Origin of the sequence: Faecalicatena orotica (assembly GCF_003149245.1) — a bacterium.
GTDB lineage: Bacteria > Bacillota > Clostridia > Lachnospirales > Lachnospiraceae > Faecalicatena_A > Faecalicatena_A orotica.
In genome coordinates this window covers 130,220-145,804 of the sequence record NZ_QGDL01000004.1, presented here as the reverse complement: position 1 = coordinate 145,804, position 15,585 = coordinate 130,220, and the positions used below count along the sequence as shown (strand labels likewise).

Annotated in this window: 13 protein-coding genes; all 13 read left to right on the top strand. The window is 45.6% G+C overall.

What is annotated here, in order from left to right; all coding sequences use genetic code 11:
* Positions 1-20: 20 nt before the first annotated feature.
* The 13 genes from A8806_RS08215 (at position 21) to A8806_RS08155 (ending at position 15,582) form a co-directional block, all read left to right on the top strand.
* Positions 21-1,085 carry an Ldh family oxidoreductase gene (locus tag A8806_RS08215; RefSeq protein WP_109730711.1) on the top strand — a complete coding sequence of 355 codons (1,065 nt, stop codon included), beginning with the start codon at positions 21-23 and terminating at the stop codon, positions 1,083-1,085.
* Positions 1,086-1,102: 17 nt separating this feature from the next.
* Complete coding sequence (locus A8806_RS08210; protein WP_109730710.1) at positions 1,103-1,924, top strand: SDR family NAD(P)-dependent oxidoreductase; 822 nt, start codon at positions 1,103-1,105, stop codon at positions 1,922-1,924.
* 26 nt (positions 1,925-1,950) lie between these two features.
* Positions 1,951-3,375 (top strand): L-fucose/L-arabinose isomerase family protein, encoded by a 1,425-nt coding sequence (locus A8806_RS08205; RefSeq protein ID WP_109730709.1) that lies wholly within the window; start codon positions 1,951-1,953, stop codon positions 3,373-3,375.
* A gap of 25 nt (positions 3,376-3,400) precedes the next feature.
* Positions 3,401-4,291, top strand: coding sequence for an SMP-30/gluconolactonase/LRE family protein (locus A8806_RS08200; protein ID WP_109730708.1), 891 nt, complete (start codon positions 3,401-3,403; stop codon positions 4,289-4,291).
* 64 nt (positions 4,292-4,355) lie between these two features.
* The gene (locus A8806_RS08195) at positions 4,356-5,132 is read left to right on the top strand and encodes an HpcH/HpaI aldolase family protein (protein ID WP_109730707.1); all 777 of its coding nucleotides are present in this window, start codon (positions 4,356-4,358) and stop codon (positions 5,130-5,132) included.
* Positions 5,133-5,250: 118 nt separating this feature from the next.
* Complete coding sequence (locus A8806_RS08190; protein WP_109730706.1) at positions 5,251-6,162, top strand: creatininase family protein; 912 nt, start codon at positions 5,251-5,253, stop codon at positions 6,160-6,162.
* Positions 6,163-6,257: 95 nt separating this feature from the next.
* Positions 6,258-7,682 (top strand): four-carbon acid sugar kinase family protein, encoded by a 1,425-nt coding sequence (locus A8806_RS08185; RefSeq protein WP_109730705.1) that lies wholly within the window; start codon positions 6,258-6,260, stop codon positions 7,680-7,682.
* A gap of 145 nt (positions 7,683-7,827) precedes the next feature.
* Entirely contained in the window at positions 7,828-10,542 is a 2,715-nt protein-coding gene (locus A8806_RS08180) for an ABC transporter permease (RefSeq protein WP_146203263.1), read from the top strand.
* Positions 10,530-11,291: an ABC transporter ATP-binding protein gene (locus A8806_RS08175; protein WP_109730703.1), complete on the top strand. Its 762-nt coding sequence runs from the start codon at positions 10,530-10,532 to the stop codon at positions 11,289-11,291. The genes A8806_RS08180 and A8806_RS08175 overlap by 13 nt, the downstream gene beginning before the upstream one ends.
* 3 nt (positions 11,292-11,294) lie before the next feature.
* Positions 11,295-12,050, top strand: a complete 756-nt coding sequence (locus tag A8806_RS08170) for a MurR/RpiR family transcriptional regulator (RefSeq protein ID WP_109730702.1) — start codon at positions 11,295-11,297, stop codon at positions 12,048-12,050.
* Positions 12,040-12,792: a MurR/RpiR family transcriptional regulator gene (locus tag A8806_RS08165; protein WP_109730701.1), complete on the top strand. Its 753-nt coding sequence runs from the start codon at positions 12,040-12,042 to the stop codon at positions 12,790-12,792. Before A8806_RS08170 ends, A8806_RS08165 begins: the two co-directional genes overlap by 11 nt.
* A gap of 156 nt (positions 12,793-12,948) precedes the next feature.
* Positions 12,949-13,821, top strand: a complete 873-nt coding sequence (locus A8806_RS08160; protein ID WP_181368630.1) for a Cof-type HAD-IIB family hydrolase — start codon at positions 12,949-12,951, stop codon at positions 13,819-13,821.
* Between the two features lie 30 nt (positions 13,822-13,851).
* On the top strand, positions 13,852-15,582 hold the full coding sequence (locus tag A8806_RS08155; RefSeq protein ID WP_109730699.1) for a glycoside hydrolase family 13 protein: 1,731 nt from the start codon (positions 13,852-13,854) through the stop codon (positions 15,580-15,582).
* The last annotated feature ends 3 nt before the right edge of the window (positions 15,583-15,585 follow it).

Below are 15,585 nucleotides of genomic sequence, written 5' to 3'. Positions count from 1 at the left end.
GGGAAAAGGAGGAATTTAAGTTGGCTAATACATATTTGGTTAATGGGGAAGAACTGACTACGTTTGCGCAGCAGCTCTTCGAAAAGGCAGGAATGCCTGAAGATGATGCAGCATTTCATGCAAATGCGCTTGTGCAGACGAACTATTGGGGAATTGACTCACATGGGGTTATCAGAATTCCTGCATATGTAAAGAGAATGAAAAACGGCGCAATTAATATACGCCCGAATATCAAAGTAGTCCGTGGGGAGCAAAATCTGGAAGTTCTGGATGCTGATGCAGCGGCGGGCTTCATCGGAGCAAGAGCCGGAATGCAAAGAGCTATTGATAATGCAAGAAAGACCGGGATTGCCGCATGTGGAGTGATTAACAGTAATCATTTCGGTGCGGGCGCCTTATATGCGAGAATGGCAGCAGAGCAGGGGATGATCGGGATTGCGATGACCAATGTTAAGCCGCTGATCGTTGCACCCGGAGCAAGCGTTCCGGTAACGGGCAATAACCCGATTGCATTCGCGGTACCAACTTATGCAGAATTTCCTTTTGTGTTAGATATATCTTTATCCGTGGTTGCAGGCGGCAAACTGACACTTGCAATTAAGAAAAAAGAGAAAATTCCGATGGACTGGGCAACAGATAAGGAAGGCAGGCCGACAGATGATCCGCAAAAAGCTTTTGATGGATATTTGCTCCCGATGGGCGGACATAAAGGATTGGGATTGTCTTACGTAGTGGATATTTTATCAGGAGTGATCACAGGCGGTGTCTTTTCTAAAGAAATGAAGAGCATGTATGCAAACCCTGAAGATCCAAGCCTGACAGGACACTTTTTCATCGCACTTGATATTTCTAAGATTATTTCAAAAGAAATGATGCAGGAGAGAATGAAGCTGTTCAAGGATAATCTCAAGGCAACGCCGATGTGGCAGGAGGGCGCTGAAATGCTGCTTCCCGGTGAGATCGAATACCGTAAGGAGCTGGAACGGCGTGAGAGCGGTATTCCGGTACCGGTTACTACCTATGAGGAACTGATGGAACTTGCAAAGGAATGCGATGTCAAGGCACCTTTAACAATTTTACGTTAATAGAAGGAGCAGCAGTTATGAAATTAAAAGATAAAGTAGCAATTATTACCGGTGGAAGCAAAGGGATTGGATACGGGATCGCAGAGGAATTTCTGAAGGAAGGGGCTAAGATTACGATCTGCTCCAGAAATCAGGAGGAAGGTCTCAGCGCCCAGAAGGAATTGAGCAGACTGGGAGAGGTATTGTACCTGCCGGCAGATGTTTCTTCTATCGAGGACAATCAGATGCTTGTCGATAAGACAGTTGATAAATTCGGAAGATTAGATATATTTGTTGCAAATGCAGGCACAAATGATTCTAAAAAAACGCATTATCTCGATATTACAGAGGAACAGTATGAGCGGATCATGGGCGTGAATTTAAAAGGTGTATTCTTCGGCGGCCAGATTGCTGCAAGGCAGATGGCAAAGCAGGGAGAAAGCGGCGCAATTGTAAATGTATCTTCTGTGAATGCGTACCTTGCACTGGACAGCCAGATGTGCTACACGACAAGTAAAGGCGGTGTCAGCCAGCTTACTAAAGTACAGGCAGTTGCTCTGACGCCATATAACATAAAAGTCAACGCAATGTGTCCGGGACCAATCGAGAGCGAGCTGATGAGACGTGTGGGATCAGATCCGCAGTTATTTAACACGGTACTTTCCAGAACACCGATCGGACGTATCGGAAGTCCGAATGAATGCGGCAGGCTTGCTGTTTTCCTGGCTTGTGAGGATTCAGATTTTGTGTATGGACAGTCTATTTTCATAGACGGTGGAAGAGGATTCCAGGCATTCCCTACACCGGGATACAAGACAGTTACGGATGAGGAGTATGAAAAGCTAATGCAGCTTCAATAAATTTCAGGAAGGACAGGGAAGAGATTATGAGTTTACCAAAAGTCGGTATGGTTACATTCAGTGACCCACGAGAGCATGAATACAAAGTACTCTATGAAGAAAAAACAGCGGTCCGCATGGCAAAGGCTGTCAGTTATTTTAGCGAGATGGATATGGAACTCTTCAGCTTTGATATCGCAGCCCGCTCAGCAGAAGAGATCGATCGCCAGACGGCTGAATTGAAGGAAAAGGGTGTGGAAGTTTTTATCGCTTATATCCCTTGCTGGACATGGCCTAATGGAGTCGTAAGAGGAGTCCTCAATATGGGACTGCCGACGATTTTATTATCCAATGATGACCCCGGGACACACGGTACGGTAGGTCTGCTTGGTTCAGGCGGGGCTTTAAATCAGATTGGCTACAGGCATATGAGAATACAGCAGGATTTTACAGAAGAACGCCCAAATCTTTTTGATACAAAAATGATGCCTTATATCAGGGCGGCGGCAGCGGTTGAGAAACTGAAAGGAAAGATTTTCGGATTCATTGGCGGCCGTTCTCTGGGAATTGATACAGGAAGTTTTGACCCGATGCAGTGGAAAAAGCTGTTCCAGGTTGACAGTGACCACATTGACCATGAAGAAATCATCAGGAGAGCGGAAGCGATTGATGGGGAACGCATTGATGCTACATATAACTGGCTCGTTCAGTCTGTAGGTGAAGTAAGATATGATGAAAAGCTGACAGAGGAAAGGCTGAAATATCAGGTGGCCTGTTATCTGGCTACAAAGGATATCATTAATGACCGCCATCTGGATTTCGGGGCCATTAAATGTATGCCAGATCTTACAAATTTCCGTGCACCCCAGTGTATTTCAACGGCATTGTTAAACGGCGGATATGATGCTGACGGTGACTTTGAACCATTCCCTATTTCCTGTGAGGCAGATGCCGACGGCGCGCTTTCTATGGAAATTTTGAAACTGATTTCCGGAGGTATGCCGACCATGTTTGCGGATGTCAGCCATATTGGTTATAAAGAAAAGCTGATTTACCTGCCGAACTGTGGTTCTATGTGTACATATTATGCAGGACGCCATTGTGAAAGGTGCAAGAATATGAAGAACATCGAGCTCAGAAGAGCCAACAGGCCTTCCGGCGGAGCTGTTACATTTACCGTCCCCAGTGCAGGAGAGATGACAATGGCCAGACTTTGCAGGGTGGACGGAAAATATCAGATGTTCATTATCGAGACGGAGTTTGTGACACCGTCCAAAGAGATTCTGGATGCTTTTGTGAAAGCAAGAGGGGTACACCAGCTTCCGGTAGCATTTATGAAGGCGGACTTTGATATTGAAAAGTTTATTGACGTATTTAATTCAAACCATATCAGTGGTGTAGCCGGTAAATATAAGAAAGAACTGCTGGAAGTCTGCCGTCTGCTTGATATTGAACCGGTTGTAATCGCCTGATCGGCAGGAAAGGTGTGTGACAGGTATGGGGCTGGCATATAAGAGCTTTCACGAGAAGTTTTTTGATGTGTTAGACGTAGAGCAGGAACTTTTGGAAGTCTGGAAAGACTTTACATTTATAGAAGGTCCGATTTGGAACAAGAAGACACAGGCACTGACTTTTAATGATATTCCGGAGAGCAGGACATACCGCTACAGTGAAAAGGACGGGGTAAGGCTGCTTCGTGAAAATACATTTAAGGCCAATGGGAATGCCTACGATACACAGGGCAATATTATTGTATGTGAACACGTTAGAAGCTGTATCAGCAGGACGGATAACGAAGGAAAAGGACTGGAGATACTGGCCTCCCACTATCAGGGGAAGGAATTGAACAGTCCGAATGATGTGGTAGTCCGAAGTGACGGGACAATTTTTTTCACTGACCCGCGTTTTGGAAGAAATCCTTCCAGAGTAGGACTTGAAAGAGAACAGGAACTGGATTTCCAGGGAGTATTTTCCTATAATCCGGATACAAAAGAACTGAAGCTGCTTATGGATGATTTTGAAAATCCCAATGGATTATGTTTTTCAAAGGATGAGAAGTTTTTGTTTGTGAATGACTCTCCCAGAAAGCATATCAGGAAATTTGCGGTAGAGCCGAACGGTTCACTGAGAGGCGGGGAGGTCTGGGCCGAAACAATCGGTGATGGCGTGGGACTGCCTGACGGAATGAAAATTGACAGTGAAGAAAATGTATATTGCTGTGCACAGGGCGGCATCCATATATTCGATAAGGACGCGGTATATTTGGGAATCGTATATATCCCAGAGCAGGCAGGCAACTGTGCATTTGGCGGAAAAGATATGGATACTCTTTACATTGCGGCATCCACCACACTTTATCGTTTCAAAATTAAAGGACACGCGGTGTAACGTTTCTGGCAGGTATCCCCATATGGGATACACTGCTGGAAGAAAAATGAGAGGAGCAGGACTCATGGTCAGAGAAAATAGAGTAAAACAGAAACTGAAAAACGGTCAGCCGGTTATTGGGACATTTGTAAAGACAATGGACCCGAGTATGGTCGAAATACTTGGCAGTGCAGGGATGGAGTTCTTCGTTATCGACAGCGAACATGTCTCTTATAATCCAGAAACCATTACGAATCTGGTGAGAGCGTCTGATTTAACGGGAATTGTACCAATTGTCCGCGTCAGAGAAGCTACAGCTGTGAATATCATGCAGGCGCTGGACACTGGTGCACTTGGCTATCACGCCCCGAATGTAGACACTCTGGAGCAGGCAGAGACAGCGGTAAAAGCAGGGCGCTATGCGCCACTGGGAAACAGAGGATTTGCACCGACCCACAGGGCCGCAAATTACGGAACGATGGATAAGCAGGAATATATTGACAAAGCAAATAAAGAAGTGCTTACGATTATCCACTGCGAGACGATGGAATCACTCAGCAATCTGGATGAGATACTTAAGCTGGAAGAACTGGACGTCGTATTTATCGGCCCGATGGACCTGTCACAGTCACTTGGCAGGGAGGTTATGGGGCAGAGGAATCACCCGAAACTTCTTGAGGCAATTGATAAAATAATTGAAAAAGTAACAAAAGCAGGAAAAGCGGTAGGAACAGTTGCCGATAACCCGCAGATGGCGCGTGAACTGATCGAGAAAGGCGTGCTGTACATTCCAATGAGTTCAGATCAAGGAATGGTGGGAAGTATGGCGAAGAATATCATGAAGAAATTCAAAGGGGTCTGACCCTTTTGCACACCATATTCAGAATATTCAGAAATTAGTGGCATCACATATGAATGGGATCTTTTCCCATATATGAATATAACTTAATAATTTAATAATTAAAAAAGGAGATTTTATTATGGCAAAACAAACTGAATTCAAATTAAACAAGAGAGATTCTTTATGGTTCCAAGACAACTCAGCAGCGGTTAATATTGCATATGCAAAGGAAGTGTGTGACCTTGCGATTCTTCCGATTGGTGCAATTGAACAGCACGGACCTCACTGCCCGTGTGGAAGTGACTCCTTTAATGCGATGGGAATCGCAGAGGCAGTTGCAGAGAAATCAGGAGCTATGATTCTGGCATGCCCAATGTATGGATCACATCCGGCTCATCACTGGGGAATGCCTGGCACAATTCCGCTTACATTTGAGACTCATGTAGGCCTGCTGACAGATATTATCAGAGGTGCTGCAAATGCAGGATACAATAAGTTCCTCATTATTTCTGCCCACGGACAGACGATGTCTATGTTTGAGGCAGTTCACAAAGCTGGTATTGAAGGCTACTTTACAGTAGGAAGTACATGGTATGACTTCCTCAGAGACAATAAGAAGACACTTGATACTTATATGTGGCATGCGGATGAAGCGGAGACTTCTGTTGCACTTTCTCTGTATCCTGATAAAGTACATATGGAACTGGCAGTGCCGGGCGAAGCTCACGGACTGATTGATTCAAAATGGAAAATCGCTCCGGGCCAGGCAGCCGGAGAAGGAATGCTGTATCACTTTGAAGGAACTTTCGCACTTCCAGAAAAAGATGACCTTTCTACTGGTGTCATTGGTGATCCTACAAATGCAAGCAAGGAAAAAGGTGACAAGATTGTAGGCAGATGTGCAGACTTATACTGTGAACTGGTTGATGAGATTATGACAAAATATCCATGCGGAATCAATCCTCTTGGATACAGAAACCCACTTGGCTACAATGGAACTAATAACATCAAATATGATGAAATGCACGATGAGCATGGTAATTTGAAATAAGTATAGTGTAGTAACTGCAAAGCTGACGGCGGGAGGGAACTCCCGCCTTTTGTGCTTTTAGGAAACAAATTTATAGAAAAGAGGAGAATATAATTATGAAAATGAATACTGAAATTTTAGACACTTTTCCTAAAATCGAGGAGTCTTTAGTGGACCAGATGCTGGCGGAAGAAATAGCGAAAAGTAAAAAGAAAATAGTCGTTTTGGACGATGATCCTACGGGGGTACAGACGGTAAATGGCGTTTCTGTTTACACAGACTGGGAAAAAGAAAGTATTTTAAAGGCATTTCAGGAAGAGAGCAGCCTCTTTTTTATCCTGACAAATTCAAGGGGATTTACCGTTGACCAGACAACGAAGGCACATCATGAAATCGCTGAGGCGGTGGCTTATGCCGCGGAACAGACAAAGCAGGAGTATCTGTTTGTGAGCCGCGGGGACAGTACTCTGCGTGGGCATTATCCTCTGGAAACGGAAATATTAAAAGAGGATTATGAAAAATATACGGGCAATACAGTAGATGGGGAGATTTTGTGTCCGTTTTTTAAAGAAGGCGGCCGGTTTACAATTGGAAATATCCACTATGCGAAATATGATGATGAACTGATCCCAGTATGTGAAACTGAATTTGCGAAGGATAAAACCTTCGGTTATACAGCGCTTACAATGCCTGAGTATGTGGAAGAAAAGACGAATGGCATGTATACCGCGGATACGGTTGTATGCATCACGTTAGAAGAGCTTCGAAGTGTTGACGTAGAAGGGATTGAGAAGAAACTTCTGGAAATCAGCGGCTTCCGGAAAATCATAGTGAATGCTGTAGACTATGCCGATATAAAGGTGTTCTGCATTGCCTTGTACCGGGCAATGGAAAAAGGAAAAAATTTTATGTTTCGCACAGCGGCGGCTTTTGTCAGAGTACTTGGGGGGATTCAGGAGAAACCGCTGCTTACAAGAGAAGAAATGGTGACGCGGGAAACTGCAAATGGCGGTGTTATTGTGATCGGCTCACATACAGCTAAAACAAGCAGACAGCTGGAGTTATTAAGGGAACTAAAAGAAATTGAATTTATCGAGCTCGATGTAGCTATGGTAAATGATAGTGCGGCGTTTGAGGCAGAAGTTGCAAGATGCCTGAAAATGGAGGAAGAATGTGTGAGATCGGGCAGGACTGTCTGCTGCTATACATCCAGAAAGCTGTTTACGGCAGAATCAGGAAATAAGGAAGACCATTTGCGCCTTTCGGTTAAAATATCAGATGCCGTTCAGTCGCTCGTAGGACGGCTGGATGTGACGCCTGCGTTTGTGATCGCAAAAGGGGGAATCACGTCGAGCGATGTGGGAACAAAGGCTTTGCGTGTGAAACGGGCGACAGTGCTCGGGCAGATTAAGCCGGGAATTCCTGTGTGGCAGACCGGTGATGAGAGTAAATTTCCGCAGATACCTTATATTATCTTCCCGGGGAATGTAGGGGAGGATTTGACGTTGAAAGAAGCGGTTCAGGTGTTGATGAAGAAGTAGAATAAAACAGTAGTATAAAAATATGGAATTCCCTTTACTCAGTCTTAAAATGGCAAGTGATAGTATTCAAGCAGGAAAACGCATCATTCGCACAATAAGGATTGTATAAAAATAGTATTAGCGATAAAATGAGTGTAGCTTAAAAGTGGAGAAACAGCATGGGAACCAGTATACGCCCACTGTCGTATCGCCGGCTGCGGTAGGTGACGTGATCATGTTTTTAGAGACGAGGAGGGATTCTATGAATGTGGAACGTAAAGTCAGGAGATTCAGGATAGTCTGTGGATTTCTGATGCTTTTTTCGCTATTGTTTTGTAAGATTATGGCGATTGATGGCTTTTACAGTCTGTGGGATTTTATTTACAAACTCAGAGACGGATCCATTTGGAAAGAGGATCTGGTATCATTAATACCGTTTAGTTTTGGTATACTTGCGGTAATTGGAATTTTACTGTATTTAATACGCTGTATTTGGTTAATAAATGGAAAAAGCCTGAAAACATTTGAGTTTCTTCCCGGTTTCGGATTTGCATTTTTTGCCATCAGCATATTCCCGGGTGGACAGATATTTGTCGGAGGGGTATGTTTAGCCTTGGTTATCATCGATTACATGGGCTCCCGCTGGATTGAAGAGCGGGATGAGATGAACCGCAAATACGAAGAGATGAAAGCGCGGGAAAGGTACGAGAAGGAAGAAAAGAAGCGGGTACGCTATTTTCCGGGCAGATACCCTGAGGAGTTTTTCCGGATGATCCGAAAGAATGCTTCCTACAACAAGAAAGGGCAGATGATTCTTGCATCGGGGTGCTTTCTGACCGCGGCATTTATGTATATTATACTTACAATGTATGGCCTGATCTCACAGGTGCACGGGGAGGAAGACTTCCTGTTCGGATTCGGGCTTGCGCGGATATTTAAACAGACTGGATTTCTCATGGCTCTGTGCAGCATTCTGATGATGACAATGATCATCGGGTATTATATCAAAGACCAGAATAAGTCAAACAGCCTTCTGGTCATCCTTGGCATGAGAAGCAGAACGATTTATCTGATGTTTGGAATCGTGTTCAGTGCAAATGCTTTCATATCAGGTGTGGCAGGTATTCTTTTCGGAGGGGCGGTATCCTATATCATTAGGGATATCTGGCAGAGTTCACTCACAAATAATGGGGCCGTAGTCAATCTGGCATCTGCAATCAGCGTAAGGACGATTGGGCTTGGGATACTCGGGTATCTCTTGATCGTGCTCCTGTCCCTTGGATTTAATCAGGAAAATGTGCTGAACCTTGCACGTTCTATGAATATGAATACACAGGTTGAGAAAGAAAAACGGGGGAAGAAATACAATCTCATACTTGTGATTTTGGGACTTCTCCTTCTGGCAGTCAGCATCCGCATCTATTTTTCCAGAAGCTGGGCAGAGACTATGTATATACATATCTTTACGGTACTCGGAGTTTACCTGCTTATTAAGGGGGGAACCGCAATCTGCCTGAACAGGTTGGAAAGGCACAGGGACAGGTACAACAGGAATCTGATTGCAAATCGTCCGTTGTATTACCGGTTTCAGAAAAGCACATGGAATCTTTTTTATCTGTCTGTGCTGCATCTGTTTATACTATCTATGTTTGGGGTACAGCTGGCAGGCGGACTCCTGAAACAGAATATACCGGAGATGTTCCCGTACAGCATTGTCTGCACGGCCTATGATGCGGATATGGAGGATTTAGATGCGATTGCTAAGAAGCATGGTGCAGAGGCGTCTGTTTATCCGATGCTCAGGATTACATCGATCTACGGCTCTGACGCGATTAATAAACAGTGGGGGCCGTACTTGCGCCCGGTTCAGTGGCCGCAGGGGCAGCATATAGCAATTTCAGAATCTACTTACCGGGCCCTGAAGGAGGCCTTAGGGAAGACGCCTGAAAAGCTGGATTTATCAGATGATGAAATCCATGTTGTGTATCAGCAGGATTTGTCGGCAAAGGCACATACGATTGACTGGGATACGAACAGAATCCATAAAATGCTGAGGATCGGACAGCCGCTGATGTCTTATAATACAGGGATATATGAGAAAATATTTCCGGAACGTATCATAAAGAGTGAGGAGAGAGACTGTCTCACGGGGACGTTCCATCAGGGAATGGAGGATAACCTGGTCGTATTCAATGACCAGTATTTTGAAGAAGAGTACCAGAGGATTTCCACTTACAATAAAGAACAGTGGAGTTTAAGAGAAGCGGCTGACATCGACGAATGGAGAGCGTACCCGTCGTACTCCCGTCCATCTAATATGACAGAGGGACCGACACAGCTTATATGCTGGAATGTTCCTGAGAAGGAGTATGAGGGGATGCTCAAAGATATGGACTATCTGACTGATAAACATGCGTTTGACAGAGACTGGGACAGTGCGATCCTGCCGTTCTATGGGAAGCAGCAGATGATTGTTGATACCGGTGCGGAAATCTTTTTCCGAAAACTGGTGTACCTGTTTATCCTCATTCTGATGACGATTATGGGGCTCTTCCAGTATTATGTGAAGTTTGAATCTGAGGCAAGGGAGCTGAACTGGCAGAATAACTTCCTGAGAAAACTGGGTATGCGGCAGAATGACCGGAAAAAGGCTCTGGCAGGGCAGATGAAGATATTTGCAGTGCTGCCGCTTGCGGTAGGAACCTTAGGCGGAATTATTTTCGGAGGCCTTACGGTAAGGGCCAGATTATACGATTCAAAGGAAGTTCTGGGTTTCCTTATAGCAGGAGGGATTATTTATCTGGTTTATGTGGGTGTATGGGTACTGTGGTATTTTTGGATTAAGAGAATGATATGGAGGCAGGCGGAATGGGAAAACTAAAAGTACTGGAAGTGAATGATCTGATCAGGAATTATCAGAAACTGAACCCGAGTGGTGCAAAGGATGAGATTAAAGTATTAAAGGGGCTTAATTTTGATGTGGAGGAGGGTGACTTCCTTGGGATTATGGGAAAGTCCGGATGCGGCAAGACGACACTTTTGAAGGTGCTGGGGCTGATTGACAAGCAGACGGCGGGGACCTTGAAGTTCACGGATAAAGATACAAACGGCCTGCATGCAGATGAACTGGCGGATATCAGGAGAAAACAGATCGGGTTCGTCTTTCAGGATTTTTATCTGATGGACAGTCTCTCCGTGAGGGAAAACATTATGCTTCCCATGATTCTGAACAAGGAAAAGTCTGAAGTAATGGATGAGAAATCAAAGGAACTGGCCGAGCAGTTCCAGATTGCACATCTGCTGGATAAAGAGCCATATGAACTGTCGGGAGGAGAGAAACAGAGGGTGGCGATCTGCCGTGCCCTGATTAATGACCCGGAGCTGATCCTGGCTGATGAGCCGACCGGAAATCTGGATTCCAAGTCAGGCAAGATTGTGATTGACGCCCTGACACGGATCAATCAGGAGTATGGGAAGACGATAGTCATGGTAACGCATGATCCGAAGATGGCGGGCTGCTGCAGGAAAATCATCCTGCTTAAGGACGGTATGATACTGGAGACTCTGGAAAAGAAGGGGACGGATGAAGAATTCTATCATCTGATTCTGGATAAGATGGGAGATTTGTAGCAGATGAGACTCGCTCAGCTGATGAATCAATACTACGATAAACTAAGTGAAAACGATAAAGCTGTCTTAGAAACAATTTTGTGCGAACCGGTGAGGTTCGCACAGTTTTCCAGTGAACAGGTGGCGGCAGAATGTCATATTTCCAGAGCTACACTGCTGCGTATCCTGCGGAAAATCGGGCTGACATCTTTTTCGGATCTGAAGCTTACGCTGAAGGAAGAACGTTCGGACAAAAAGGCAGCGGACGTGGACTTTGACGCTGTCTGTGACATTTACCACAGTCTTGTTGATGAATTGAATAAGTTTTCTTATGTCCATATCTGTAAAAGGCTCTATGAGAGCGATACGATTTACGTCTATGGGACCGGCAATGAACAGAAGACGCTGGCGGAGGAATTCAAACGGATATTCCTGTCCGCCGGGAAGTGCGTGATCGAATTGTTTGATTACGGGGAAACCGAGTTTATGAAAAAAGCATTTCAGAAGACGGATGTTTTTGTCGTGATTTCCCTTTCCGGTGAGACAAGGGCGGGGATTGAGATTCTCAATGCAGTGATTCCGACAGGGATATACACAATTTCCATCACGCGTCTGCAGAACAATACGATTTCCAGAATGTGCAGGGATAATCTCTATGTGGCGACCCAGACCATCCAGAGTCAGGTTTCATACGAACTGGTGTCGGGGTTTTACATGCTGCTGGACATGCTGTTCCTCAATTATCTGGAATATATAAGAGAGGCCGAACATGAAGATTGAAGACCTGCTGAACAGGTACTACGATACCTTCAGCGAAAACGATAAGTACATCGCCGGGTGTGTGGCGAAACATCCGAAAGACTGTATCCGGCTGTCAATAGATGAGTTTGCGGAAACATACCATGTATCCAAAAGTGCACTCACAAGGTTTGCCCAGAAACTGAAGCTTCCGGGGTACGGTGAACTTCGCTCAGTGATCCGGCTTGAGAGGATGCAGGAAGAGGGACTGGAGTTTTCATTTAAGGAGGAAGCGCTCCAGAATTACCATAAGATGATCGAGTATATCCGCAATACAGATTACAGTAGCTTTTTTGAAAAAATTTACTGCTCCGGACGTATTCTGATCTATGCAAGCGGATATTCCCAGGCACGGGTGGCAAAAGAGTTCCAGCGTATTTTTCTGCCGCTGCACAAAAAGATTTATTATATGCACGGACATGATATGGCGGAAGCCTTTGAAAATCTTGTCAGAGAGGAAGACCTGGTCATACTGATCTCACTGACGGGTGAAGCGGAACATATGGTGGAACTCGCGAAACGGCTGCGCCTGAAGGGCATAAAGACGGTTTCCGTTACAAAGATGCAGATGAACCCGCTTTCTTCCGTATGCGGGGAAAACTTATATATTCAGGCGCTGTCGCTGCCGGAAAGATATGGGATTTCATATGAAATCACGACCCCATATTTCCTGTTGATTGAACTTTTATTTATCCGATATCAGCAGTTTCTGAAGGATGAGTAACTGTTCAGGACCCTGAACAGTTACGAAGATAAACATAATTTCATACATTAAAACAAAGTGCAGGATGCACACATGTTTCCTAAAGGGCTTACAGACATTGTAAGTCCTTTTTTCAGGTGCTAATATATGGTTACAGACAAGGAAGGAGAGCGGTGGATGCGGAAATTAATTGTGTTTGATATAGATGGAACGCTCCGGGACGAGGTGCTTGGAATCCCGGAATCCATACCATTTGTTCTCAGGCAGCTGAAAAGAAAAGGACATGAGGCGGCGATCTGTACGGGGCGCAGCCTGGGGACGGTTCAGGATGATGTTCTGGAACTCGGGATTGAGAATCTCATCACAGGCGGAGGGAGCTATATATCCCACAAAGATGTTTCTGTGTTTGAGACGGCGCTGGATGCAGATGCAGCTGCCGGAGTGTTTCACTATCTGACAGACCCGTGCACGGACGGTGTGGGCGGGGTTCTGGAGGGACGGGATGAGATATTTATGAATCAGGCTGCTGCTGATATTCTGAACCAAATGAATCTGGAAAAAAGTAAAAAGCTTACGTCCCGGCAGAGGGAGAAGTTCTTTAAAAATGAGAAGATCATGTATCAGGACAATATAGAAGAGTTTCATCCGGGACAGGTGGATATCCATAAGATTTGTTTGTGGTGCAGCCCCCCGGTTTACCGGCGCATCGGGGAAATGTTTGGAGCGGGCCGGACGGAACTGGCACAGCAGGGCAGCTGGAACGAATATGGTTATTATGAAATCATCCCACACGGAGCAGGGAAAGGCGCAGCAGTCGTGAGACTTTGTGAATATCTGGGGATTGGGATACAGGATACGCTCGCATTCGGTGATGGCAGAAATGATATAGAGATGCTGAAGATCTGCGGCACCGGGATTGCAATGGCAAATGGGGCCGATGAACTGCTTGCATCTGCGGACAGTATCTGCGGGAAGCCGATGGAAGACGGGATATATGTGGAACTGGTAAAAAGAGGTTTGATTCCCCGCAGCTCGTTACGGGGTATTTGACTGATCAGGAAGAGAAACGGAGGAAGGAACATGGAAAAGAAATGGTGGCAGAGTGAGGTTGTTTATCAGATTTACCCGAAGAGTTTTTGTGACAGCAATGATGACGGTACTGGGGATATCCCGGGAATTATGTCAAGGCTGGATTATTTGAAAGAACTGGGCGTTACAATGCTCTGGATATGTCCGGTATTCCGGTCGCCGATGGACGATAATGGGTATGATATATCAGATTACTTTGACCTTGCGCCGGAATTCGGGACGATGGAGGACCTAAGGGAACTGGTCCGCGCCGCAAAGGAAATTGGAATTAAGATTATTCTGGATCTTGTGATTAATCATACTTCAGATGAACATGAGTGGTTTCAGAGGGCACTGAAAGACCCGGACAGCAAGTGGCATGACTTTTATATATTTAAAGAGGGGAAAGAAAGGCCGAATAACTGGCGCTCTGTGTTCGGGGGAAGTGTCTGGGAGAAGGTATCCGGAAGGGATGAGTATTATTTTCACGCGTTTGGCACAAAACAGCCGGATCTGAACTGGGAAAACCCGGAGGTGAGGGAGACTCTTTATGGGATGGTCAACCAGTGGCTTGAGCTTGGCATTGCAGGATTTCGGATTGATGCCATTACTTTTATCAAGAAGGACCTGACGTTTCGAAATCTGGAACCGGACGGGGCGGACGGCCTGGCAAAATGTACAAAGGGCAGCAGGAACCAGCCGGGAATCGGTGAATTACTACGGGAACTGAAAGAGAAAACATTTCAGAAACATGACTGCGTTACTGTTGCAGAGGCGCCGGGAGTCGGATACGATGAATTGGAAGATTTTATCGGGGAAAACGGGTATTTTTCCATGATATTTGATTTCAAACATGCGGACCTCGATGTGGCCGGCGGCAGCGAATGGTTCAGGAGGGTCCCGTGGACGATTGCAGACCTCAATGAACGGCTGATGAGGAGCCAGATGGCAATACAGAAGGCTGGCTGGAGCGCCAACTTTATTGAAAACCACGACCAGCCCCGTGCCACGACAAAATATCTGCTGGAGGCGGCAGGAAATGCGAAGGCTGTAAAAACGCTGGGTGCAATGTATTTCTTCCTGAGGGGTACGCCGTTCATTTATCAGGGGCAGGAGCTTGGAATGCAGAATTTTGTACGTGACAGTATTGATGAATTCAATGATATTTCCAGTATCGACCAGTACTACCGTGCGATGGAAGAGGGCTGCACAAAGGAGGAAGCGCTCCATTATATCAACTTAAGGAGCCGGGATAATGCAAGGACCCCGTTCCCGTGGACAGCAGGGGAGCACGCCGGATTCAGCAGCATTAAGCCGTGGCTTAAGGTAACCGGAGACCAGGACCGGATCAACGCAGAGAAACAGAGGAACGATCCTGAGAGTATTTTCCATTTTTACCGCCATATCATTGCACTGCGTCAGGACAGCGCTTTCAGCGAATGTCTGATTTACGGAGATATCCAGCCGCTTGAAACGGCCTGTGGTGATATCATTGCTTACAGAAGAAGCACGGAAGAAATGTCCATTGTATGTTACTTTAATTTTTCGAGGGAGGCACAGGAAGAAATCCTGCCTTCACAGATCAGGGAAATCGTGCTGAATACAGAAGAGACACTCGATGTAAGAACAAATGCCGGGTGTGATGCAAATGATAAAGGAATTCAGGAAAAGGAACGTATTGTGCTGGCGCCGTTCCAGACATTGATGTATAGGAGCAGCTGCACAGATATGAAGATGGAGTAGAAG

Excerpts from the sequence above, each read along its gene's own strand:
- A8806_RS08160 (WP_181368630.1), top strand. The coding sequence starts at position 12,949 with ATGCGGAAATTAATTGTGTTTGATATAGATGGAACGCTCCGGGACGAG.
- A8806_RS08170 (WP_109730702.1), top strand. The coding sequence starts at position 11,295 with ATGAGACTCGCTCAGCTGATGAATCAATACTACGATAAACTAAGTGAA.
- A8806_RS08185 (WP_109730705.1), top strand. The coding sequence starts at position 6,258 with ATGAAAATGAATACTGAAATTTTAGACACTTTTCCTAAAATCGAGGAG.
- A8806_RS08200 (WP_109730708.1), top strand. The coding sequence starts at position 3,401 with ATGGGGCTGGCATATAAGAGCTTTCACGAGAAGTTTTTTGATGTGTTA.
- A8806_RS08205 (WP_109730709.1), top strand. The coding sequence starts at position 1,951 with ATGAGTTTACCAAAAGTCGGTATGGTTACATTCAGTGACCCACGAGAG.
- A8806_RS08175 (WP_109730703.1), top strand. The coding sequence starts at position 10,530 with ATGGGAAAACTAAAAGTACTGGAAGTGAATGATCTGATCAGGAATTAT.
- A8806_RS08190 (WP_109730706.1), top strand. The coding sequence starts at position 5,251 with ATGGCAAAACAAACTGAATTCAAATTAAACAAGAGAGATTCTTTATGG.
- A8806_RS08195 (WP_109730707.1), top strand. The coding sequence starts at position 4,356 with ATGGTCAGAGAAAATAGAGTAAAACAGAAACTGAAAAACGGTCAGCCG.
- A8806_RS08210 (WP_109730710.1), top strand. The coding sequence starts at position 1,103 with ATGAAATTAAAAGATAAAGTAGCAATTATTACCGGTGGAAGCAAAGGG.
- A8806_RS08155 (WP_109730699.1), top strand. The coding sequence starts at position 13,852 with ATGGAAAAGAAATGGTGGCAGAGTGAGGTTGTTTATCAGATTTACCCG.
- A8806_RS08165 (WP_109730701.1), top strand. The coding sequence starts at position 12,040 with ATGAAGATTGAAGACCTGCTGAACAGGTACTACGATACCTTCAGCGAA.